Here is a 22,962-nt window from a genome sequence, read left to right as displayed (position 1 = left end):
GTCTATATAAAATTTCAGAAAATTAAAACATTATACAATTGATGTAATTACTTCGTCAAAAATACGTAATGATTTATATTAATGAAGTTACAAGTTAGAAATTTTGAATTGATAAACTAACTTTTATAAAGATTTAAGTAACAATTTTTTTAGTAATGGTGATAAGTGACTCGGTAAATGTTCCACGCCTTCGACAAATATAGCAAATTGGCCATATATGTTATGAATGGTTTGTTCGATGTCTTCAGTAATTGGCTCTTGGCTAAGAAAGACATTAAATACTTCTATACCAAATTTGCGCGCACGTTCAACAGCTTCATACGTATCTAAAATACCATCTTGACTGTAATTAAATGCAGACGGTTCTCCATCTGAGAATACGATTAAAAAGCGTTGTTCATGACTTCTTTGTAATAAACGCTCGCTCGCAATTCTGATAGCTACGCCATCACGATTATCATCTTGAGGTTCTAATGTCATGATACGTGGGCCTTCTTTTTCAAAGATAGAGTAATTATAATTAATGATTTCATCAATGATATTTGGTTGTTGACGTTCGTCAGCTTCAAAAGCATCTTCATTAAATGCTAGTATTTCATGTTTAATATTCAAAGATTTTAAAGTTTCATGGAACAAAACGACACCCTTGATCGTTTCATCCATTTTATCGTGCATACTCGCTGATGCATCGATGAGTAATGTAAATGTTGCATCGAAAGTCTTGCTTAAATCCTGTTTTTTGTAAAATAACTTAAATTGATCATCAATAAACCAATTAATAAGGTCTTTTTGTAAGCGTCCCTTTGTTAAATTGTGTCTTTCATCTTCATGTTCTCTGTCGATGGTCTTTTCGATAATTTGTATTAAATCTTTAATTTCAAACTGTACATCATTTTTTGAATATTGATAATCTATCACATTTTGCGGTGTAATATCAGGGATATTCCATTCAATACTTACGTCTTTATTAATGCCTTTTAAAGCAAAAGTCTGGTTTTGTCCTGTAAATCCACCTTCATCGTGATCAAGTGTATTTTCTGACCCTTTACCTTTTTTGGTCATCATATCAGTCATATCATCAGTGCTGTCACCTTCTCGAGCCGTATCATTATCAGCCATAACTTCACTGTTTTCACCCTCATGTAGCTCCATTTCTAAATATGCCCCGCCTTTAGACTCACTGTCTGCGGCTTTTGTTTCAGCTTCAGCTGTTTCTACATCTTCCTCTGTCTGATGATTATCTTTACCATCAGTATTGCTCGCATCTGTACGTTTTAAGTCTTCAAAACTATCTGCATAAATATCTTCATATAATTTTTGAGGTAAGTAGTAATATTCATTTAGCATATCTTCCTTTAATAAATCATCCACTTGATACATGATACGTTCTGCTAAATACATATTATCTTCTGATGTATGATTCTGAAAAATATTTGGTAAGTACTGATACATATGAACTAAAATGTCATCAAATGCTGGATGTATGGATGGAATATTAAAAAAGTTTTGACTTAAAAATGCATGCTCTAAATAAAGAAAAAGTAAATCAGTATATACAGTTTTAGTTTTGTAAAAATTAATTTGAGATTCTGTGAAAGATAATCGTGTTTCTATGCGTAAATCAATCATTTTTGTAGTGCTAGGTCTTTGTTGTCTAATATGTTCAAATATACGTACATCCTCTAAAAGTTTAAATAATTGATGAAAGAACTTAGGGTGTTCGAAATCATTGTTGTGTAAAACTTGATTGATGATTGAAAGATTCATATTCAGATATCCATACGTTGCGAGTAAGACATCTGTTTTCAGTCCAGCTTGTTCAATATGTTTCGGTCTATGAGACCAAAACCAACTCGCAATGAGTGTATTACTATAAGGATTATAGTAAGGGAATTTTTGTATTTTAACTTGTGTTTGTTCATTTTTTAAAAGTAAACGTGCTAAGTCTTGTAACATCATTACTTGTTTTGCATCTAATTGTTCATCGTTGAATTTTATAAAACGATCACTCATTTTTATCCCTCTTTAAAAATTAAGCTCGATAGCGTTAAGTATCGCTTGTTGTTCTCGCTCATCCTCTAATTTATCAATAATTGTACGTTGTACCGCACGTTCAATAGGCATGACAGTTGCTAAATCACTAAGGTCGATTAAAGCTCGAATACTTGCAGCCTCTTCAGAAATTTGACCTTGCTTGGTCATAGTACGTAAATCTTCGTTAAATTTAATGATATGTTGAATCAATTGTTCATCTTGTAATTTACTTTGCTCTTTAATGACTGTTTTAAGAATGTCACCATCTATATAATCTACTTCTATGACGATAAATCTATTTTTTAAAGCCTCATTCATTGGTAATGTTCCTACATAACCTTCATTAATAGCAGCAATTACATTAAATCCAGGAGCTGCTTTAATCACTTCACCAGTATAAGGGTTTGTCAATTGACGTCGATAATCTAATACACCGTTAAGTATAGGTAATGTTTCCGGTTTTGCCATATTAATTTCATCTATATATAAAATGTGACCTTCTTTCATTGCTTTTATTACAGGACCATCAATGAAGACAATTTCTTGGTGACCTTCTTCATTAGTTTGAATTGTTTTAAAACCTAATAAGCTTTCAGTATCTAGATCTACTGAACAATTAACTTGATGCATAGGTAAATTCATAACATGACTTAACGTTTCGGCAAGCTTGGTTTTTCCTGATCCTGTTGGCCCTTTTAGTAGTATGTTCTTATTTAATTGAAATAAAGCTTTAGCATCCTCAAAAACTGTTTGATCTGAATTTTTGTAAACTGTTTGTACCATAATTCCCATCCTTTAATGTTAAAAAAGACTAAGACATTAGTTTTTGGTGCATAGTCTTAGTCTTATTTAAAATGATTAAAATAAATGACTTATTTAGTCATTATTGAGTTAATGTAAACTGATGATTGAAAAATATATCCATTGCAATGATAACGTATTTAGTTGAAAGAGATTAAATTATATCTCTTTGAAGTAGTCTTTGTAATAGCCACCTACTAAACCTGAATTATCTATAATTTGATAATATTCTTCAGTTTCGTTAATAACATCATACTGTTTGCCGATAGTTAGCATATCTGCAACTGTAAATTTTTTGGCATCAGTATTTGTCACTTCTACTTTTTTAATTGGTGTACGTTCTTTCCAAGTTTCATGTAACATGTAATAACCATCCTTAAATCATATTTACTTTTCAAGTGTATAAATAAATGAAATGCCACTATTTTCAGTGATTCTAAGAGATTCTGAAGTATCCTGTTCAAGAGTTTGATATGGAACACCTATCTCATCTAAACGATTTTTTGCTTGAAGATACAATTGAGTATCACTTGTAGAGAATTCCACTTGCTCAATAGGCCCGTGTGTATTCATTTGAATATCTTCATCGCTTTCAAATAAATGGATTTCACCACCAAGACCACCTTCACCTATACGAAACACTTGAATAGGTTGTTGTGCATCTTCATGTGGAAGATATTCAGCAAATAAATCTAATTGAAATACTTGTGTGAGAATAGAAGTGGTGACAGATAACTCGTTCACCTTAATAATGACTGGACCTAAGCCTTGAACTTGATGTAAAGGGTTAACAGGACTATCGAAAGTAGGCATACCTAAGCCTATACCAGTATTTAACTCGTTAGAATAAATATCAAATTTTTGTTGATTATGATCTTTAAAAGTGAAATGTTTAAGTCCATTAAGTTCAGTGATTGAACTATAGGATATATTAAACTTGTCAAAAATAGTTTGATATTCTACTAATCCAGAATCAGAAGGTGTTCTAAGTCCAACACTATCTATGTGTGGATTTTTATAATCTTCCTCTGGAACCTCAACAAAGTGAACACGCGTTCCAGGACTTAAATTAGCGTCACCAAATCTTATGGCATGTTCATTTTTAGTTGAATGTTGTAAACCAATGATGTGGTTAAATAATTCTTTCGTTTTAGATAAATCGTTCGTTCCTAAAGTGACACTTCTAAGTCCACTCATTAACTGACACTCCTCTATTTATCTTTACAGATAACATTATAACGTATTTTGTAACACTTGAATATGATGAACACTCATATAAAGATAGATATTTATTTGTTGTTGATTTATTATTTATTAGAAAAATAAAACATACAGATTGGCTAAATATTTTGTATGTATTAAAATGTAATTAAAGAAGTAATCAAGGAGGCATGAGTATGTCTAATTTATGGATTATATTTGCAGTTACTGTACTAATAGCAGTTTATTCCGCAATTGAGGTATTTACAAATTTAAATCATAAACAACAACCAAGATTTAAATATTTTACTATCGCATTTGTTGTGTTTATTATCTTAGCGATTATAGAAGTTATATTTCTTGCTCAATGATGGATGAATTTAAAAAGTTATAGTTTACCTGTAAAGAAATCGGTGCTATTTAATTTCTTCACAGGTATTTTTATTTGCATTCGATACTATTTTTAGTTTTTTATTAGAATGAACGATTCTTATATTTAAAATTACTTTTGATCTGATTTAGTGAAAATCATAATATTTAAACCAATTAAGATTATAATATAAATAAAGATAGTAAAAGTTTTTATTAGCAACATAGCATTATCAGGGGTATCAGATTTAAAAAGTGTAATTAAATCTCCAATTGGAGGAACTGCCCATAATATATAATTCAGTAATGAATATGATTGTACTAAAGAAGGACGACTGAGACTAACAATTATTATAAGCGCTATAAATAGGAAAGTGTACTTATAAGATAAGAAATTAATATTATGAATTAAAGTAGAAATGAGCATCCCAATAATGCTTACAACAATATGTAACGTTAGTGCGATTATATATTGATTGAGAGTAATATCTTCGGAAAACCTATTTAGTATTAATGGGTAGAATAAAGATAGTAAAATTAACATTAAATGAATTAAAGATATGAAAAACCACTTACTAATGAGAAAAAGTAATTTAGATTCTAATTGGGTAAAGAGCAAATATTTTTCGTTCAAAGATTCTAAATTCCAAATGCTAATAGTTAACCAACACGAGATAATCAATAAGCCTATACTGCTAGATGCATAACTAGAAAGAATAGGTTGACCTTTGTATAAATATTGAATGATGATCCATATCACAAAGAAGAGTATAGGTGGTATAAATTGATAAGATTTAAAATAATTTCTAAACTGATATTGTGTAAATGCAATCAAAAGTTTTTCACATCCTTAATCTCAAGAATTTCACAGTTATGCACGATTAATTGTTTCAGTACTAAATTCAAATCGTTTTGATTAGTTTGGATGGATATTTTGTTATTGTCAGTATATGTAATTTTTTGATTTTGTATTTCTTTTAGTAAGTTAATTGTAACAGAATCATTTTTAACTACAATTAGTTTTGAAGTAACTACTAAATGATTTTTATTTATATCGTTAATATAAAAAATACCTGTTTCAATATTTAAGATATGCGTAGTAATATTTATAAGTTGATTCAATTCATGAGATGTTAAAATAATTGTTGATGATAATTTTAACCACTCTAGATAATTTATCAGAAATTTTGTAGCATTCTGATCTAATCCAGAAAATGGTTCATCTAAAATATATATGTCAGCGTTTTTAATTAAACATTGAATAACATTGACTTTCTGCTTTGTACCTTTTGAACAGTCTTTTAATTTTTGGTTCAAAAATGACGATAATTTAAGATGATTTATAAGGTAATTAAGTTTGACTTTAGTTTGATTATTAGAATGAACTTTTAATAGAAATTCAAAATATTCGTTAATCGTTAAACTTAAATTATTAGGAAAGATATCTACAGCATAACTAATTTTGCCATTTATTAATAATGATCCATCAAATTGAGTAATTAAACCAGCAATAATTTTTAAAGTTATACTTTTACCTGAACCATTTTTACCATTTACTAACGTTATTGAATGTTTCGGTACTCTAAAATTTAAATCATTAAGTATGTTTTGCTTATTAAATTGTTTTGTAATGTGAACTCCTTCAATAGCACTAAGTGACATTTTTTACTCCTAATAAATATAGTATACGTTTAATATATATTCTATCAATAAATAGTTCAATTTTCCTAATACCTAGTGCATATTAAACAAAAAAACAACGACGATTTACGTCGTTGTTTTTTAAGTATGTTAGGTTCCAAATTATGATTCAAGTAATAAATCTTCAGGATTTTCAATGAGTTCTTTAATGGTTTTTAAGAATCCTACAGCCTCTTTCCCATCGATGATTCTATGATCATAGCTTAATGCGATATACATCATTGGACGATTTTCAATTGTATCTTTATCAACTGCAATTGGGCGTGTAATAATTGAATGCATACCTAAGATAGCTGCTTGATTACCATTTATAATCGGTGTACTCATCATTGAGCCAAAGATACCGCCATTAGTGATGGTAAACGAACCGTTAACCATGTCATCAAGGCCTAATTTTTTATCACGAGCTTTTACGGCTAAATTAGCGATTTCTTGTTCAATTTCTGCAAAATTTTTCTTATCACAATCTCTAACAAATGGTACGAGTAATCCATCGTCAGTGGATACTGCAATGCCGATATCGTAAAATTGTTTAGTAATCATATCATCGCCATCTATCTCAGCATTTACTTCAGGATATTTTTTGAGAGCTGCAACGGCAGCTTTAGTGAAGAAGGACATAAATCCTAATTTAGTACCATCATGGTCTTTGATAAATTGCTCTTTTTTACGTTTACGTAAATCCATAACGTTTGTCATATCAACTTCATTAAATGTAGTAAGCATAGCTGTTTGATTTGATACTTCTAATAATTTTTTTGCAGCAGTTTTTTTGCGTCGAGACATTTTTTCACGAATAACAGGTTTTGATGGATTGTTATTGGTTTGTTTAGAACCACTGTTTTGTGATTTGCTTTCACTTTTAGCTGTTTCACTCGAAGATTTTTGACTATTTTCAACATCATCTTTTCTTAAAACATCATTGCCTTTTCCGGATACTTCGCTTAAATCAACGCCATTTTTACGTGCATGTCGACGTGCAGATGGTGTTGCACTGATACGTTGTTGGCTATTATCTTGTGTATTTTTACTTTCACTAGAATTCGAATTAGATTGTTTTGGCGTTTCTTTCTCTTTAGCTTCATCTTTTTGTGAAGATTCGTTAGAACTATCGCTAGATGTGTTTACTTGTCCTTCTCCTACTACAGCTACAGCTTGACCTACTTCAACTGTATCGCCTTCCTCGGCTAATTGTTCTGATAATACCCCAGCTTCTTCAGAAACTACTTCGACGTTAACTTTATCTGTTTCTAGTTCTAAGATAGCTTCACCTTTATCTACATTATCGCCTACATTTTTTAACCATTCTGCAATGGTACCCTCTGTGATTGATTCTGCTAATTCTGGAACTTTTACCTCTGCCATACTTATTTTTCCCCCTAGTTAATTGTTAATGCTACTTTCAATAATTTTAGTTTGTACAAGTTTATGAATTTCTCCATCGCCTTCAGCAGGTGCAGCTCTTTGTATTCTACCGTGATAAGTTAAATCATATTTATTAGCAACAAGTGCTTTTAGATAAGGATACACAAATAACCATGCACCTTGATTTTTAGGTTCTTCTTGAACCCATGACACATTTTCAAGATGAGGTAACGATTTTAATACTTCTTTAATTTCTTCTTCTGGGAACGGATATAATCTTTCTACTGCTATGAGAAGAATAGAATCGTTAGGATTTTTAGCTAAATATTCTTTTAGGTCAATATACATCTTTCCTGATGCTAAAATCACTTTTTTGACTTTTTGTTCATCGATATCTTCTGTGATGATAGGTTTAAAACCGCCAGATGTAAACTCATCAATAGGTTTAGCTACTGTTTTATTTCTTAAAAGACTCTTAGGTGACATGACAATTAATGGTCTCATTTCTAATGTATCTAAACTAGCGGCTTGCGCACGTAGTAAATGGAAGTAATTACTTGCACTAGATAGATTAACTACAGTTGAATTATTTTCAGCGGCTAATTGTAGAAATCTTTCTAAGCGTGCCGATGAATGCTCTGGTCCTTGCCCTTCAAAAGCATGTGGTAAGAAAAGTGTTAAACCTGAACGCTCACCCCATTTTGCGCGAGAACTTGAGAGGAAATTGTCAAACATCATTTGAGACATATTAGAAAAGTCGCCATATTGAGCTTCCCATATGTTAAAGTTACCTTTATTTTCGACGTTATAACCATACTCAAATCCAACTACAGCTGCTTCAGATAGCGGCGAATTATGAATATCAAAAGTAGCCTGTTGTTGAGGTACATGATGCAATGGCGTGAATGTATTACCATTTTCTTCATCATGAAGCACAGCATGTCTATGACTAAATGTTCCCCTTTCACTATCTTGACCTGTTAAACGAATTGAAGTTCCATCTTGTAATATGGTTGCAAAAGCAAGTTGCTCTGCTTGAGCCCAATCGACGAGCCCCCCTTCTTTTTCAAAAGGTTCTCTACGTTTTTCAAGTACTTTATTGAGCTTTTTCAGTACATGAAAATCTTTTGGATAATCAAGCATTGCATCATTGATTTCTTTTAAATGATCAAATGAGAAATCTTTCGTATCACTTTGTAAAGGTAGTTGGAGTGATTCTGGTTTTTCCATATCTGGGTTATTCATTTTGTCATTTTTATCAATTTTATCATGTGCTGTTCGCATTTCTTTTTGAACACTGTCAATGACTTCATTCATTTCGTCTTCAGAAATAATACCTTCATCAACTAACTTTTTACCATATAAAATTTCAACTGAATCATGTTTTCTAATATTTTGGTATGGAACTGGATTAGTAATAGAAGGCTCATCCATTTCATTATGCCCATAACGACGATAACCTACTAAATCAATAACTACATCTTTATGAAATTCTTTACGGAACTCCATTGCAATTTCAATAGCTTCAATTGTTGCTTCTACATCATCGGCATTTACGTGTAGTATTGGAACATCGTAACCTTTAGCTACGTCGGAAGAGTACGTTGTTGAACGTCCATCAAAAGGTTCAGTTGTAAAACCGATTCTATTATTTGTAATAATATGAAGTGAACCACCTGTAGAATATCCTTTTAAACTACCTAAGTTCATCGTTTCAAAATTAATACCTTGACCTGGATATGCCGCATCACCATGTATAATAATCGGCATTGCTTTATGGAAGTCGGTAGATGGACCTCCTACTTGATGTGTATTATCTTGTGCTGCTCTTGTTTTACCAGCAACAACGGGTGCAACGATTTCCAAATGACTTGGATTATTCGCTAAAGAAATACGTTGTTCTATTCCATATGAGTTAGTCGTTTTAACGCCACCTAGGTGATACTTCACATCTGATGTCCAACCTGAAGTTAATTCTAAACTACCATCTTCTGGTAAAAACTTCATTGGATCTGTATGCATAAATTCTGAAATCATCATCTCATAAGGTTTTTCCAAGACATGCGTTAATACATTTAAACGTCCACGGTGAGCCATACCGATTTGAATGTTTTTAATCCCCTCGTTACCTGCTAATGTGATTGTGTGTTGAAGCATTGGAACTAACGTATCGACACCTTCAATTGAAAAACGTTTAGCCCCAACAAAATTTTTGTGCAAATATTTTTCAAAACCTTCTACGTGTGCGAGTTTTTTGAAAAGTTCTTTTTTTTGATTATCGTTTAAACTTGCTTTATAAGGCGTTTCAATTCTTCTTTTTAACCACACACGTTCTTTATTATTATTAATGTGAGTGTATTCAAAAGCTATCGGTCCTTTGTAACGTCTTTCCATACGAACAATTGCATCATAGGCATTGTCATAAATGTCTTTAAAATGTTCAGAGACAATTCCAGATGATATTTTTTCCAAAGTTTCTTTATCTAAATCAAAATCTTCGATTTCTAATTTAGGAACATTTTGACGCTCTGGAGGATTTACTGGATAAATATCTGCTTTTAAATGTCCGTATTGACGAATATTATCGATTAAGCGCATAACACGTTTAATTGTGCTATCTCCCGCTTGTGAACCACCCCCATCAGTGGTAGGTTTAGCTTCGATATGAGCTTCACCTGTTTTAATTGTACTGAACAAGACTTGTAAATCTTCAGGTACGGATGATGGATCTTGTAGATAATCATCATACAAATCTAGCATAAGGCCAAGATTTGCACCGAAGTTTACAGGAGCCTCTGTAAATTCTTTCTTGTTCTTAGTCATTTAACACCCTCCACAAAAATGATGAAACGCTTACATGGTTATCATAGCATTATTTCATATATTGTTAAAGTACATTTACCTATTATTATACAAAATAGGAGCAAGACAGAATTTACTCCAAATTCATAGTCTCGCTCCCGTATGATCGCTATCTCCATCTATCAAGTTTAGATTGTCAAGTCTATAGTAAGAGAACTTTTGTGAAGAAGTTCCTTTCATTAGTATGACATGATATAGCTATTCTAATCAGCATCTTAGTATAATGTCCGTAATCTTTATTTATAATGATAGGTGTCAATGGATTTAATCATTTATAGTACTAGTTTAAGGATTGTTAATATCTAAGCCTGTAATAATTTATTTGTCCCTTGTTTGATCGTAATCATTCGTTACTTAAATAATACTATTTATTTAATTTAGTACTGGAAAACTGATTTTGAAAGTCGTGTAATTTTGTAGTTCACTTTCAACCTGAATCATACCACCGTTAAGTTGTACAATTTTTTCAGCTATTGATAGTCCTAATCCATTGCCTCCCTGACTACGTGCACGTGATTTATCTACACGATAAAATCTATCAAAGATAAATTCTAAGTCAGCTTTTGGTATACCCATACCATGATCAGTAATATCAATCATAATCATTTTATTTTTTAGTTGAGTAACAATTTTAATGTGCTTATGTTCAGTATCGTATTTCATTGCATTATCAATAAATATGAGTAAAAGTTGTTCAAACTGATGACGGTTAATTTTTAATTGGATAGGTTTAGTAGCAAGATGTGTTTCAAAGGTATAATCTGGATGTAGGTGTTGCAGTGACTTCACACGTGACTGAATCTCGCTATTTATGTCTACATTTTCACATTCCAAAACATTATGATTGACTCTATCTTTGGTAAGTAAAAGTAGTTCTTCGACAAGTTTTGTTATTCGATTCACTTCCTCAATTGAAATATTCAAAGATTCCTCCAAAACTGCTGGATCTTTTTTTCCCCAACGTTGAATTAAATTGAGATGACCTTGAATAATCTGTAGTGGCGTTCTTAATTCATGTGAAGCATCCTCGACAAATTGACGTTGCTGATTAAAAGATTCTTCTATTTGATACATCATTTCATTAAAGGTATCAATTAAATTGTCTGTTTCTTCATAATTTGTAGTTAATTCAAGTTTATTTTGAAAACCATCTCTTCTAATTTGATTCATTTTATTGGACATTGTAACTATTGGTTTAGTAATTTGCGAAGAAAAGATATAACTCACGCCGGCGGTTATAATGGTTGCAATTAATCCAAAAGCAAGTGCAACGATATAAAGTGATTTAACGAGATTATCATAATTTTGAAGAGAATGGACTAATACACTGTATCCAGAAAATTCCTTCGAACGTATAGGTTCAGTTATTACTAAGTAATTAATACCGTGGCTTCTATGAATATGTATACGTTCAGGATGTTTGAAATCAATTTTGTTATCATAAGCAAGTGTATTATCATTTGATGTTTGAATTAACTTTCTACCCTTATCATCATAAATCAATATTTCTTGAAAATTTTCTAAGGATGCATTTAAATCCAATGCAGATATATCACTTAAAGATTTTGAATGGAACAGATTGGCGATATCATTTGAACTTCTTTCAGCTTCGTCAATTTCACTACTTCGTAAAGTATCTTTTAAAAAGAAAATAATAATTAAGCAGAAAAGTAATATTGTCGTGAAGGTAATGAGCGTCGTAATAAGCATCCATTTATATTTTAATTTTTGACGCTTAATCATCGAATCACATACCCTACGCCACGTACTGTTTCTATGGATTTTTCTTTATTAAAAGGTTTGAGTTTATTACGTAAATAACGAATATAAACATCAACGACATTCGTTTCTACTTCACTATTATACCCCCATACGTGATTGAGAATTTGTTCACGTTGCATGACGTGGTTACGATTTTCAGCTAAAACATATAGTAAATCGTATTCTGTTTTAGTTAATTCTAATTGATGGCCATTAACAGTAACTTTAAAGGCATCTTTATCAATGATAATACCATTGATATCTAAAACATCTTTATCTGGCTGTCTGCGCAATACCGCTCTTATTCTTGCAAGCAATTCTTCTATATCAAAGGGTTTTACAATGTAGTCATCTGCCCCATAGTCCAACCCAGCTACTTTATCATATGTCTCGCTTTTTGCAGTAATGATGATAATGGGAGTAGTTGTTTTTTGACGAATTTGTCTACAAATTTCTAGACCATTTATGTTTGGAAGCATTAAGTCTAAAATATATAAATCATAGGGCTTAGATAATGCTTTGTCCAAACCTGCCTTTCCATCATTCTCTATATCAACAGTATAATTTTCATGAGTTAATTCAAGCTCTATAAATCTAGCAAGATTTTGCTCATCTTCTACGATTAAAATATTTGTCATATTTGCACCTCACGCTACATCTTAAACAATTAACTCGTATTTCTAAAGATGTAATTCAAAATTGTAAATGATTTGTTATGAAACTAGTATCATTTTACCATGAACCACCTTAATAGATAGTCGAATAAGTAGACTGTCTTTAGAAAAAGTCACTCTAGCATTATCATTATATTTAAATTAAATCGAAAAAATGTATATATTTCTAATTGACAATCATTATCAATCATGTATAATGTTAATTGAAAATGATTATCAATACCAATTGAAAAACATTCCCCCCACATACAAGTTGTTCTTTTGGATTGGTCATTTTCAACTATCCCCTTTTATATGCCCGTAAAAGACTAACGTTAAGATAGGACGTTTCAATAAAAGCAGTAGGCCTTTGACACTTGAGGTCTGCTGTTTTTTAGTGCCACTGCAACGAAAAAAATATTCATTGCTAGTGGCACTTATACTTGGGCAAAGCCTCAGGTGTTACCATTCGTAAAATTAAATAAAGCCTGAGGCGTCTTCTTTTATTTAAAAAAGACGAAGTCTCAGGCTTCATTTTCTATAAGTTAAATCTGTAACCAATGCTTCTGATTAAAATATTCTATATTCTGAGGTTTAGCATAATCAGAAATCATATAATCAATTTCGCTAAACCCATCAATACGATACGACGCATGCGCATCTCGCTTACTACTATCCGCTAAGAGATAACTCAGTTGACTTTTTTGAATCATAATGTGACTTGCATGCGCTTCTTCCAGATCAAATTCATAACAATCACTCGTATCAAACGAACCACATGAAATAAAAGCTTTATCAAATTTAAAACGTTGTAATAACTCATTCGTCATATGCCCGCGCACAACATCTTGTTCAGTATTCGTCTTTCCAGCAAGCATAATCACTTCTGCTTGAATTCGTTGCTCCTCTATAGCACGATTCAATTCATCCGCAATCTTCAGAGAATTCGTCACAATCGTGGTCTGAGTAATATCATTGAGATATTGAGGAATTCGCCCTTTTGTGGTTCCACCATCGATGACAATAATTTCTCCAGACTGTATTTGCAAAGCAGCTTTCTTAGCAATACGCTCTTTTACTTGTGATTGTTTCTGCCACTTATTCGCATATGATTTCTCTTTATTAATATGATTGTATTGTATCGCACCTCCATGTGTACGTGTAATCAGTTTATCGTTTTCTAAGGTTTCTAAATCCTTTCTCACGGTTTCAGGCGTAACTTGTAAGAATATAGCTAAATCTTTTACTGCCACCTGTCCGTACTGATCAACACGTTTACGAATAAGATTCAAACGTTCATTTCTTTTATACATAATTATCTATACTCCAATCTGCTTCATTCGTGCTTGCCAACGATCATTTCGCCATCTAAGATACATAATGATAAATCTCAGCGCTTCATCAGCAATACTCACTAAAATAATTCCTGTATAACCTAATCTCCAATGAATACCTAATAGATAACTTCCAGGTAATAATAACAACCATGTGGTCACAACACTCACGGTGACTGGATAACGTACATCCCCTGTCACGTTTAATAAATCTACAATTAGATTATTAATTGCACGTATCGGTTCTAATCCAAAAAGTATAACAAGATAGTAAATGATTAAATGATAGGTTTGTAAGTCGTGTGTTATCCAACGTCCACACACTATAAATCCTATAAATACACACGTCATAATCATGAAAGATTGTGTGATATTAAACCAAATACTTTTTATAACAACTTTCTTTAAAGTACGGTAACGTCGACGGGATATAAATTTTCCTAAATAAATTTGGCTAGCAGCACTAAATGCCATAGCACAACTAAAAGACAGGCCGCTTAAAACAGTAGAAACAGATTTCGCAGCGATGACTTGAGTGCCTAACATCGCAATAAATGCAGTTGTAAATGTCTGTGCAAAATTATAAGAAATTTGTTCACCTGCTGTTGGGATACCTAATGTCGAAACCTGATATATTTTCTTCCAGCTCAGCTTGAAGTAATGCTTGAATGGACGGAAAATTTGTATCAGCGCAATTAAAGCTAAAGTACATCCCAATAAACGACTGAACGCTGTTACCACCGCGACACCTAATACAGGGTTACCTACATATTCTGGAATAATAAAGAGTACGATACCGTTCAAAATGATATTAGTCACATTACTAATGATAGTAATGCGTGTAGCTGATGATGCATGATTCATGACACGTAATACAGTACCAATATACATGTGACAGGTCGTTAAAGTGAGTACACTCAATATAATCATTCCAAATTGATAGGTCAGTTTGAATATATCTTGAGGTACCTGAAAAAGTCGTAAGATAAGTTCGAATGCGATCCCAATCACAATCGTAAATACGATAGATACTATGATATTGAACAACAAATTATGATAAATCTCTTGTGAAATACTTGAAGGTTGATGTTCCTTCAAGTGAACAATACGTATATTTGTACCCACATGAATGATTGTAATCAGAAACGTGATGAGCATGAGTATTTGGCTTATCATTCCCGAAGCAGCAACGGCATCAGTGCTATAGCTGTTTAACATCAATGTATCAGCTTGACCCATGATGAGTATGAAAAGTTGTTCTATTAAAATAGGAATGTATAATGACCGAAAAGTTCTTTTAGAAACGATCATCAAATTCTAACACTTTCGATTTATATATAGCGTCAGGTTGCAACTCAATTAATCTAGCCCCACGTTGTAAATCACCATAAGTATTGTAACCACCAACACGACCAAAGCTAAGGCGAATCCCATATAAATTAATCGTAAAATCATTGTCATGGTCATGACCGCAGAACATACCTTCAATATCACCGTTTAGTAACATCTGACTAAATAATCCGGAATTAATTTTTGAGCACGCAATAGGTTCATTGAAAATGCCATGATATTCACCAATATTCTCAACTTCTCTATATTCTTGTAATGGAATATGTGTAAATAATAAGTTATGTTGAAAGTTGTGTTGAAATTGAGTTTGATATGCTTGATGTGTTTCCCTAAGCCAATTCACATGTTCAGGTCTTATAAAATCATAATCACCTATGCCAAATGGATTATAATCTCCTCCATCAATAACATAAAGCACATGTGTGACTGTATCGTTGTTTACAACTTCTATTGTATAAGCTTCTTTATCATCAACAATGAGGCTATGATTTTTCTGTACATAGTTGGTAGAATATTGGTCCTCAATAGCGCGTAAGTCTGAACGTTTGAGATGCCCCTCTGTATCGTGATTACCAAATGTCGTTGCAATTTGCGTATCATATCGATTTAAATACTCCATTAATTTCTTATAAACGCGACCTGAATCAATGACGCCTTCAGACCAAATTTGGTCACCTGTTAATACTGTGATGTCAGGTTGATAGTGTGTCATCATATGATGAATTAAATCGTAAGTTTTTTGATCTTTTTCATCATTGTGTGGCCCAATATGTAAATCGCTTAATTGTAGAATTGTAGTCATTGTTTCGTCTCCTTTACTCTTTTGTCGAACCGATAGTTATACCTTTTACAAAATGCTTCTGAACAAATGGGAAGAGGAATAATACTGGAATTGTTAATAGTACAATCATTGCCATCTGCATTGAGTCCCCTGTAATTGTCAACTTGTCTAACATCGCATATGAACCTGACTTTTGTTTTAAAGCATCTGCAATGGCAGCTTGTTTCGTTAACATATCTTGTAAAACAGTAGCTAACGGTTTGAGGTTTGGATTACGTACGAAGAATGCACCTGTAAACCAATCATTCCACTGACTCACGGCGTTAAATAATGTAATTGATGCCACCACGGGTTTACTCATGGGTAAGACAATTTTCCAAAAGATTTGAAAGTCATTACAACCATCTACTCTAGCGGCTTCAATCACACTACTAGGTAATTGATTGAAGAATGTACGCATAATTAAAATGTTATAAACGCTATAAAGTGACGGTAAAATGTATACCCAGAATGTATCAGTTAAATGAAGTTGATTTAATAGGATATAAAGTGGTACAACACCGACACTGAATAACATCGTAAAGACTAGGAAGAATGAGATGATTCTTCGAAACGGTAAACTTTTGATTGTTAGAACGTATGCAGCCATAGCTGTTAATATGACGCTTAGTATCGTTCCTATGACTGTCTTTGCGATACTAATAAATAATGCATTTAATAACGTGCCTTGTTTAAATATCTCCTTAAAATTATCTAGTGAAAATTTACGCGGGTAGAAAGTGATGCCACCTTTTTGAGCATCTACCCCAGAGTTAAATGCTAAGGCAAAGATATTAATCATCGGGAGGATAATCGTGATTACTAAGCCAATAATAATGATTAATGAGATAATACGAATGATAAGTGCACTTTTATCTTGTGAAACTTTCATTGTCTCTGCCACCTCTTAATAAATAATTTGAGTTCCTTTTTTATCTCTTTGATTTTCAACGTATCTTTCAAATTGATTTAAGCCTGCCTCTTCTAAACGTTGCTTAGCACTATCAATAATTTGTTTCGCTTCCTTGTCTGATTGAGAATAATAAGCACGTTTAATAGCGTCACTATAATCATCGAGTGCAATTTCTAAATCTTCGCCATATTCATATTTAGATAAGAATGACTTTACTGTGAGTCCGTTTACGATTTTGGCGTGTTTCTGTCTTTCATCATAATGCCACATATCAGCAATCTTTTCAGGAGTCGTCTTTTTCGTTTTTGTATTATCTCCGTATTCAGTTTCACCGAAATCAGCTTTATTATCTATATCAGTATAACCAAGATGATCTGCCCAATAAGAACCCGCACCTCTAAAACCACGTTTTTTAGCTTCGTCTGGATTATTTTCAACTTCTTTTAACACTTCAGGTTTAACATGAGGGTTACCTTTCTTATCTAACGTATAGTCACGTCCTTTAATACCGTACTGACCGAGTAATTTACCTTTGCGACTTGCAAGGAAATCAGCGAGTTTAACGACGTCTTCAGGATGTTCAGTCGTACTTGGTACAGCCCAACCGTTTGCGCCTGATTTATATGGCTTTTCAACTCTAAATTTACCTTTGACTGTATTGAGTGGCCCAAGTGGAACGTATTTCATACTTTGATTTTCAGTAACATAGTTATGTAAATCTGAAACAATGCCCCATGAGCCATTAACGAGTCCTTCTTTTGCTTTATTTTCTTCCATTGTATAGAACTCTTTTGTCATTAAGCCTTTCTTCATAAGGTCTTTAACGTAATGTACACGTTTAAGTGGATATTCGGTTTGTGATTCATGTATAATTTTCTTACCTTTATTTAAAAATTTCTCATCAGACTGACCAGTCCACACAAGGTCATTATAGAATCTAGTACGATCGTCACCGCCCCATGCTGTTGGGCCAATAGGTGTGATTTCTTTACCATTATCATCTTTGAAGTGGTGTTCTTTCATCTTTTCAGCAAGTTTTTCTACATCTTTGGACGTCTTGATAGAAGCAGGGTCGATATGAAGTTTATCCATGATATCTTTTCTGACATAAGGACCACCTACAGTGCGACGTTCTTCTTGTCCTGGATGACGGTTAATCCCCATATGTACAAGGTACGTTCCATCTTGTTCTTTATTAAACATGATGTTATCTTTCGTATCTTTTGGTAAATATCCTTTTTTGAAATACTTACTATAAATTTTTGTGTTTTTAAGCATTTTCGTTAAGTCTGTGAGTCGACCTTGTTTCGCTGCTTTATTTAGTACTTTCATTTCAGGTCGTCCACTATCGTCTAAGTAATAAACGATGAAGTCGGGTAAATCTCCTGAAGCGAGTCCTGAAGTTAATGCTTCTGTGGAATCTTCATTAGAAACGGTTTGAAGTTCTAACGTGATGCCAGTCTTTTTCTTAAGTTCTTGAGCGACTTCTTTATTCATTTTAGGGGAGGCATCGTTATCACTTTGAAACACAAGTCCTTTAAGTTTTCTATCTGCCATCCATGTATCTGGTTTACCTTTAGCATCTGCTTCTCTTTTCGCTTCATCTTGCGTTTTATCTTTGCTACATGCTGTTACGAACAAAATGACTGCAATCATTAAGATGAGCATAGGCTTTCTAAACATGTACATTCTCCTTAATATAGTGATGTATCCAGTTTCTTATCTGCGAATTTATTAATAATGACGACAGCGATAAGTCCTATCACACCCTGTAATAGGCTAATCGCAATTGCGTAACTGAAATCGCCTTGTTCAATACCAGTACGAATCACAAATGTATCCAGTATTTCTGAAACGTTAGCGTTACCTGGTGTTTTGAGTAGGTAAATTTGATCGAATCCTGCTTTTAAAATATCGCCTAGAGAAATGATGAATAAGATAACAATTGTTGGCGTTAACATAGGTAAGGTAATATGTATAATTTGTTTGAAACGATTCGCGCCATCAATCGCAGCTGATTCATAAATTTCAGGATTAATACTCATAATTGCTGCAAAATAAATAATGGAATCCCAGCCTACATTCTTCCATATATAACTAGAAAACATGATGGTGTGAAAATACTCAGGGTTCATCATAAAGTAAGTCGACCCGTCGCCACCAAATTGATGGATCAGTTGATTCATAAGTCCATCATCTGGAGCGAGTAATTTCTTGAAAATACCGATAACTACAACCCAAGATAAAAAGTGAGGGATGTAAAGTACGCCTTGAAATAAACCTCTAATCTTACCTAATTTAGAATCTTTAATTTCGTTAAACATAATGGCTAAAATAATTGGAAATGGTAGAGCTAAAATCAATTTCATGCCACTTATAATTAGCGTATTCATAATAATTTGAATACAGCGAGGGTCAGAGAAAAAGCGTTTAAAATAGTATAGCCCTTTCCAATCACCGCCGATGATACCAGTATCGAAGCGGAAATCTTTGAATGCCAGAACAAGACTTGTCATTGGAATATAGTTGAAAATCAAGAAAAAGAGTAAACAAGGTAAAATCATTAAGTAAAGTACTTTGTGTTCCCACATTCTTTTTAACAAAGGTTTTTGATGAGCGGATTGAAGGCTTTGTTTTTTGTTTTTACTCATGATAAAACCTCCTCTTGTACTCTTTCGCCTGAATCAGAATCGAAAAAGTGTGCATCTTCCGTTTTTATACCGAAGGAAACTGTTTGTCCTAATTCAAAATCCAAATTACTATCTACAGCTGCTATGATTTTATGCTCATTGTGATGACAGTGAAGTAATTTGTATGAACCAGTTAACTCAACTAAGTCTACAGTGAATTGAGAAAGTTGGATTGGATAATTACTTATTTCGTTATCATTAACAAGATGTAAGTCTTCAGGTCGTATACCAAGTCTGTATTGTGCATGCGATGCAAGTTGAAGTAATGTAGCATCAGCCACTTTTTGTCCATCGAAGTACCAAGCATCCATGTTGTAGGTCATTGGAACCATATTCATTGATGGGCTACCAATGAAAGTGGCAACAAATTCATTGACAGGATGACGATAAATTTCTTCAGGCGTACCAATTTGTTGTATTTCGCCTTGTTTTAATATGACGATACGTGATGCCATTGTCATAGCTTCAGTTTGGTCGTGTGTCACGTAAATCGTTGTTGCTTTCATTTGTTTATGTATTTTTATAATTTCGCTTCTCATGTTACTTCGTAATTTAGCATCTAAATTAGAAAGTGGTTCATCCATGAGAAAGATTTGAGCTTCTCTAACGATAGCTCGACCAAGTGCCACACGTTGACGTTGTCCTCCAGATAAGGCTTTAGGTTTACGGTCGAGGAGGTTTTCAATTTCTAATATTTGAGCTGCATGTTGAATTTTTTCGTCATAAATTTTCTTCTTGATTCCTCGCATTTTTAAGCCGAAAGCTAAATTTTTATAAACTGTCATATGTGGATATAATGCATAGTTTTGAAAGACCATAGCAATCTTACGATCTTTAGGTTGTAAATCATTGATTACTTGATCGTTGATACTAATTGTCCCTTTGCTCACATCTTCAAGTCCTGCAATCATACGTAACGTTGTTGATTTCCCACATCCCGAAGGTCCTACAAATACTACAAATTCATTGTCCTCAATATCTAGATTGAAATCTTTAACTGCGTGACTACCATTGTCGTAAACTTTGTTTAAATCCTTGATTTGTATCATGTCTTTGCTCCTTTGAAGATTTAATCACAAGTTCAGTATAAGTAATCGCTATTAAAGTAAACTTTTTTCAAATTTAAGTTTTCGTAAATCAAAATTTTTTGTTTGTAATTTTTCAAAAAACAAAAGACTTAAAACATTTATAAGACAACATTTTAAGTCTTTTATTAACAAAAATGAAAACAAAGAAATTAATATAAGATAAATATTATTAACATTGAGCTTACAAACAATATTTATTTAAAAACGCCGATTTGAATATACTAAATAAACCACTAAAATCATTGTTTACTCACAATCATTTCAGTGGTTTGGTCAATACCTATTTAATTTAAAATTCCAACCGCGCTTCTTTATACAGCGAGTTGTTTTTTCAATATTAACGTTGATAAAACAATGCAGAAGGCACCACCAATAATGCCGGCAATAATATCTGTAGGGTAATGAACGCCTAGGTATACTCTAGAAGTTGATATTAATAAAATGAAAAGTGCGCATAAACCGATTAACACGCCTTTAGAGATACCCGAATCATGACGGTTTATTACATATATAGCGCTTCCAAAGAATGAAGTTGAGCCCATAGCATGACCACTTGGAAAACTAAAGCCGGAAATGTCAATTAAACGCAATAATGTTGGACGTTCCCTATCAAAGATATTCTTTAATAGTGGATTGAGTGTACTAGATAAGCTCATTACTATTACAAAGAATAATGTCTCAATCTTGAAACGTTTTAGCATAAGGTAAGCAACTAATAATAAGGATAGCGCAACCATTGCCCAAACTTCACCAATTTTTGTTGCACCTAACATAATAGATGTGGTAATGAAACTTTCAGATGAATAAATAAATTCATATACTTCGTTATCTATCCATTTTCCAAGCCTTGACTCATGAAAAAAAGCTATTATACCAAAAATAAGTGTAAAAACAATCAGCAATGAAATGCGTTTCCATCGATTCATTATAGGTGCCCCCTACTTGTTTAATGCATCATGAATAATTTTATCAAATAAATCTTCTTTCGTGTAACTCTCTTGATATGTTTCCATTTGTTTAATAATAGATTCACGATGTAATTCAATATCATTTAATTCTTGCAATAAGTTAACTTCTGTAAGTTGATCTTCAGGAATATGACGACCATAACCCTTAGATTCAAAGTTTTTAGCATTATCAATTTGATCTCCTCTTGATTGATCAAGTCCTAAGGGGATGAGTAGCATCGGTATTCGCAGCGTTAAAAATTCATAAATTGCGTTAGAACCTGCGCGACTTATAACAGTATCAGTGATTGCTAATAAATCAGTTAAGTCGTCTTTAACAAATTCAAATTGAACATAACCTTTTTTATTAATTGAGTCATCAACAAGCCCTTTTCCAGTTAAGTGTATAATTTGATAATCATGGAGAAGTGCCTCAATATTTTGACGAATGATATTATTAAGTTTTTTACTACCTAAACTTCCACCCATGACCAATAACACTTTTTTGTTTTTATCAAAATCAGTGAGTTGATAACCTCTTTCTTTATTCCCTTGTTTTAAGTCCTCACGTACAGTAGCTCCAACAAAATCAGCTTTATCTTTTGGAAGATATGCAAGTGTATCTTCAAAGGTTGTGTATATTTTCTTAGCAAATTTTAAAGAAATTTTATTAGCTAATCCAGGAGTTAAATCTGATTCGTGTATGATAGTTGGAATTTTTAAAGAACGTGCGGCTATAACTACCGGAACACTAACAAAACCACCTTTTGAAAAGAGTAAGTCTGGTTTTTGTTTTTTAAGTATTTTACGTGCATCTAAAATTCCTTTCAAAACTTTAAAGACATCTTTTGCATTTTCAAAGGATAGATAACGACGTAATTTACCGCTTGATATTGGATAATATTGAATATTGGGGAGTTGTGACTCTATCATTTCTCTTTCAATACCATGTTTTGAACCAATATAAAATGCTTCGTGTCCTTTTTCAATCGAAGTAGGAATTAAACTTAAATTCACTGAAACATGTCCTACTGTTCCTCCACCTGTATATGCAATTTTTGTCATAATTACAAC

19 protein-coding genes are annotated in these 22,962 nt (G+C 32.6%); 1 reads left to right on the top strand and 18 read right to left on the bottom strand.

Annotation, left to right across the window (positions count from 1 at the left end; genetic code table 11):
• Positions 1-123: 123 nt before the first annotated feature.
• The 4 genes from ACVBFA_RS00870 to ACVBFA_RS00855 form a co-directional block, all read right to left on the bottom strand.
• Positions 124-2,013 carry a vWA domain-containing protein gene (locus ACVBFA_RS00870; protein ID WP_126122561.1) on the bottom strand — a complete coding sequence of 630 codons (1,890 nt, stop codon included), beginning with the start codon at positions 2,011-2,013 and terminating at the stop codon, positions 124-126.
• Positions 2,014-2,025: 12 nt separating this feature from the next.
• Positions 2,026-2,817 (bottom strand): ATP-binding protein, encoded by a 792-nt coding sequence (locus ACVBFA_RS00865; RefSeq protein ID WP_002457650.1) that lies wholly within the window; start codon positions 2,815-2,817, stop codon positions 2,026-2,028.
• Positions 2,818-2,994: 177 nt separating this feature from the next.
• Entirely contained in the window at positions 2,995-3,198 is a 204-nt protein-coding gene (locus tag ACVBFA_RS00860) for a DUF6501 family protein (RefSeq protein ID WP_001831030.1), read from the bottom strand.
• A 24-nt stretch (positions 3,199-3,222) separates the two neighbouring features.
• Positions 3,223-4,032 (bottom strand): VOC family protein, encoded by an 810-nt coding sequence (locus ACVBFA_RS00855; RefSeq protein ID WP_002491006.1) that lies wholly within the window; start codon positions 4,030-4,032, stop codon positions 3,223-3,225.
• A 200-nt stretch (positions 4,033-4,232) separates the two neighbouring features.
• On the opposite strand from ACVBFA_RS00855, the gene ACVBFA_RS00850 reads away from it, so the two are divergent.
• A complete protein-coding gene (locus tag ACVBFA_RS00850; protein WP_001831077.1) occupies positions 4,233-4,406 on the top strand; it encodes a hypothetical protein in 174 nt (57 codons plus the stop codon).
• 829 nt (positions 4,407-5,235) lie between these two features.
• On the opposite strand, the gene ACVBFA_RS00845 is transcribed toward ACVBFA_RS00850, so the two are convergent.
• The 14 genes from ACVBFA_RS00845 to ACVBFA_RS00780 form a co-directional block, all read right to left on the bottom strand.
• Positions 5,236-6,066: an ATP-binding cassette domain-containing protein gene (locus tag ACVBFA_RS00845; RefSeq protein ID WP_002446423.1), complete on the bottom strand. Its 831-nt coding sequence runs from the start codon at positions 6,064-6,066 to the stop codon at positions 5,236-5,238.
• A gap of 141 nt (positions 6,067-6,207) precedes the next feature.
• Positions 6,208-7,470: a dihydrolipoyllysine-residue succinyltransferase gene (sucB, locus tag ACVBFA_RS00840; protein ID WP_002476124.1), complete on the bottom strand. Its 1,263-nt coding sequence runs from the start codon at positions 7,468-7,470 to the stop codon at positions 6,208-6,210.
• Between the two features lie 18 nt (positions 7,471-7,488).
• Positions 7,489-10,293 carry a 2-oxoglutarate dehydrogenase E1 component gene (locus ACVBFA_RS00835; protein WP_002446425.1) on the bottom strand — a complete coding sequence of 935 codons (2,805 nt, stop codon included), beginning with the start codon at positions 10,291-10,293 and terminating at the stop codon, positions 7,489-7,491.
• 411 nt (positions 10,294-10,704) lie between these two features.
• Complete coding sequence (locus ACVBFA_RS00830; protein WP_002446426.1) at positions 10,705-12,075, bottom strand: HAMP domain-containing sensor histidine kinase; 1,371 nt, start codon at positions 12,073-12,075, stop codon at positions 10,705-10,707.
• Complete coding sequence (locus tag ACVBFA_RS00825; protein WP_002476128.1) at positions 12,072-12,731, bottom strand: response regulator transcription factor; 660 nt, start codon at positions 12,729-12,731, stop codon at positions 12,072-12,074. The genes ACVBFA_RS00830 and ACVBFA_RS00825 overlap by 4 nt, the downstream gene beginning before the upstream one ends.
• A 560-nt stretch (positions 12,732-13,291) precedes the next feature.
• Positions 13,292-14,059: a DeoR/GlpR family DNA-binding transcription regulator gene (locus tag ACVBFA_RS00820; protein WP_126122562.1), complete on the bottom strand. Its 768-nt coding sequence runs from the start codon at positions 14,057-14,059 to the stop codon at positions 13,292-13,294.
• 6 nt (positions 14,060-14,065) lie between these two features.
• Positions 14,066-15,391, bottom strand: a complete 1,326-nt coding sequence (locus ACVBFA_RS00815) for an MATE family efflux transporter (RefSeq protein WP_002490011.1) — start codon at positions 15,389-15,391, stop codon at positions 14,066-14,068.
• Positions 15,378-16,232 carry a metallophosphoesterase family protein gene (locus ACVBFA_RS00810; RefSeq protein WP_002446430.1) on the bottom strand — a complete coding sequence of 285 codons (855 nt, stop codon included), beginning with the start codon at positions 16,230-16,232 and terminating at the stop codon, positions 15,378-15,380. The genes ACVBFA_RS00815 and ACVBFA_RS00810 overlap by 14 nt, the downstream gene beginning before the upstream one ends.
• 13 nt (positions 16,233-16,245) lie before the next feature.
• Positions 16,246-17,142 carry a carbohydrate ABC transporter permease gene (locus ACVBFA_RS00805; RefSeq protein WP_164539697.1) on the bottom strand — a complete coding sequence of 299 codons (897 nt, stop codon included), beginning with the start codon at positions 17,140-17,142 and terminating at the stop codon, positions 16,246-16,248.
• Between the two features lie 15 nt (positions 17,143-17,157).
• Complete coding sequence (locus ACVBFA_RS00800) at positions 17,158-18,846, bottom strand: extracellular solute-binding protein (protein WP_164539696.1); 1,689 nt, start codon at positions 18,844-18,846, stop codon at positions 17,158-17,160.
• A gap of 11 nt (positions 18,847-18,857) precedes the next feature.
• Positions 18,858-19,814, bottom strand: coding sequence for an ABC transporter permease (locus tag ACVBFA_RS00795; protein ID WP_002470606.1), 957 nt, complete (start codon positions 19,812-19,814; stop codon positions 18,858-18,860).
• A complete protein-coding gene (locus ACVBFA_RS00790) occupies positions 19,811-20,902 on the bottom strand; it encodes an ABC transporter ATP-binding protein (RefSeq protein WP_002446434.1) in 1,092 nt (363 codons plus the stop codon). The genes ACVBFA_RS00795 and ACVBFA_RS00790 overlap by 4 nt, the downstream gene beginning before the upstream one ends.
• A 350-nt stretch (positions 20,903-21,252) precedes the next feature.
• A complete protein-coding gene (locus ACVBFA_RS00785; RefSeq protein ID WP_002476105.1) occupies positions 21,253-21,867 on the bottom strand; it encodes a phosphatase PAP2 family protein in 615 nt (204 codons plus the stop codon).
• Between the two features lie 12 nt (positions 21,868-21,879).
• Positions 21,880-22,953 carry an undecaprenyldiphospho-muramoylpentapeptide beta-N-acetylglucosaminyltransferase gene (locus ACVBFA_RS00780; protein WP_002457662.1) on the bottom strand — a complete coding sequence of 358 codons (1,074 nt, stop codon included), beginning with the start codon at positions 22,951-22,953 and terminating at the stop codon, positions 21,880-21,882.
• Between the last annotated feature and the right edge of the window lie 9 nt (positions 22,954-22,962).

It is taken from the genome of Staphylococcus sp. MSU001, from assembly GCF_052976705.1.
The sequence above is the reverse complement of the archived record's forward strand: the minus strand, read 5'-3'. Positions and strand labels throughout refer to the sequence as shown.

Coding starts and splice junctions, on each gene's coding strand:
- ACVBFA_RS00870 (WP_126122561.1), bottom strand. CDS start 2,013: ATGAGTGATCGTTTTATAAAATTCAACGATGAACAATTAGATGCAAAA.
- ACVBFA_RS00865 (WP_002457650.1), bottom strand. CDS start 2,817: ATGGTACAAACAGTTTACAAAAATTCAGATCAAACAGTTTTTGAGGAT.
- ACVBFA_RS00860 (WP_001831030.1), bottom strand. CDS start 3,198: ATGTTACATGAAACTTGGAAAGAACGTACACCAATTAAAAAAGTAGAA.
- ACVBFA_RS00855 (WP_002491006.1), bottom strand. CDS start 4,032: ATGAGTGGACTTAGAAGTGTCACTTTAGGAACGAACGATTTATCTAAA.
- ACVBFA_RS00850 (WP_001831077.1), top strand. CDS start 4,233: ATGTCTAATTTATGGATTATATTTGCAGTTACTGTACTAATAGCAGTT.
- ACVBFA_RS00845 (WP_002446423.1), bottom strand. CDS start 6,066: ATGTCACTTAGTGCTATTGAAGGAGTTCACATTACAAAACAATTTAAT.
- sucB (WP_002476124.1), bottom strand. CDS start 7,470: ATGGCAGAGGTAAAAGTTCCAGAATTAGCAGAATCAATCACAGAGGGT.
- ACVBFA_RS00835 (WP_002446425.1), bottom strand. CDS start 10,293: ATGACTAAGAACAAGAAAGAATTTACAGAGGCTCCTGTAAACTTCGGT.
- ACVBFA_RS00830 (WP_002446426.1), bottom strand. CDS start 12,075: ATGATTAAGCGTCAAAAATTAAAATATAAATGGATGCTTATTACGACG.
- ACVBFA_RS00825 (WP_002476128.1), bottom strand. CDS start 12,731: ATGACAAATATTTTAATCGTAGAAGATGAGCAAAATCTTGCTAGATTT.
- ACVBFA_RS00820 (WP_126122562.1), bottom strand. CDS start 14,059: ATGTATAAAAGAAATGAACGTTTGAATCTTATTCGTAAACGTGTTGAT.
- ACVBFA_RS00815 (WP_002490011.1), bottom strand. CDS start 15,391: ATGATCGTTTCTAAAAGAACTTTTCGGTCATTATACATTCCTATTTTA.
- ACVBFA_RS00810 (WP_002446430.1), bottom strand. CDS start 16,232: ATGACTACAATTCTACAATTAAGCGATTTACATATTGGGCCACACAAT.
- ACVBFA_RS00805 (WP_164539697.1), bottom strand. CDS start 17,142: ATGAAAGTTTCACAAGATAAAAGTGCACTTATCATTCGTATTATCTCA.
- ACVBFA_RS00800 (WP_164539696.1), bottom strand. CDS start 18,846: ATGTTTAGAAAGCCTATGCTCATCTTAATGATTGCAGTCATTTTGTTC.
- ACVBFA_RS00795 (WP_002470606.1), bottom strand. CDS start 19,814: ATGAGTAAAAACAAAAAACAAAGCCTTCAATCCGCTCATCAAAAACCT.
- ACVBFA_RS00790 (WP_002446434.1), bottom strand. CDS start 20,902: ATGATACAAATCAAGGATTTAAACAAAGTTTACGACAATGGTAGTCAC.
- ACVBFA_RS00785 (WP_002476105.1), bottom strand. CDS start 21,867: ATGAATCGATGGAAACGCATTTCATTGCTGATTGTTTTTACACTTATT.
- ACVBFA_RS00780 (WP_002457662.1), bottom strand. CDS start 22,953: ATGACAAAAATTGCATATACAGGTGGAGGAACAGTAGGACATGTTTCA.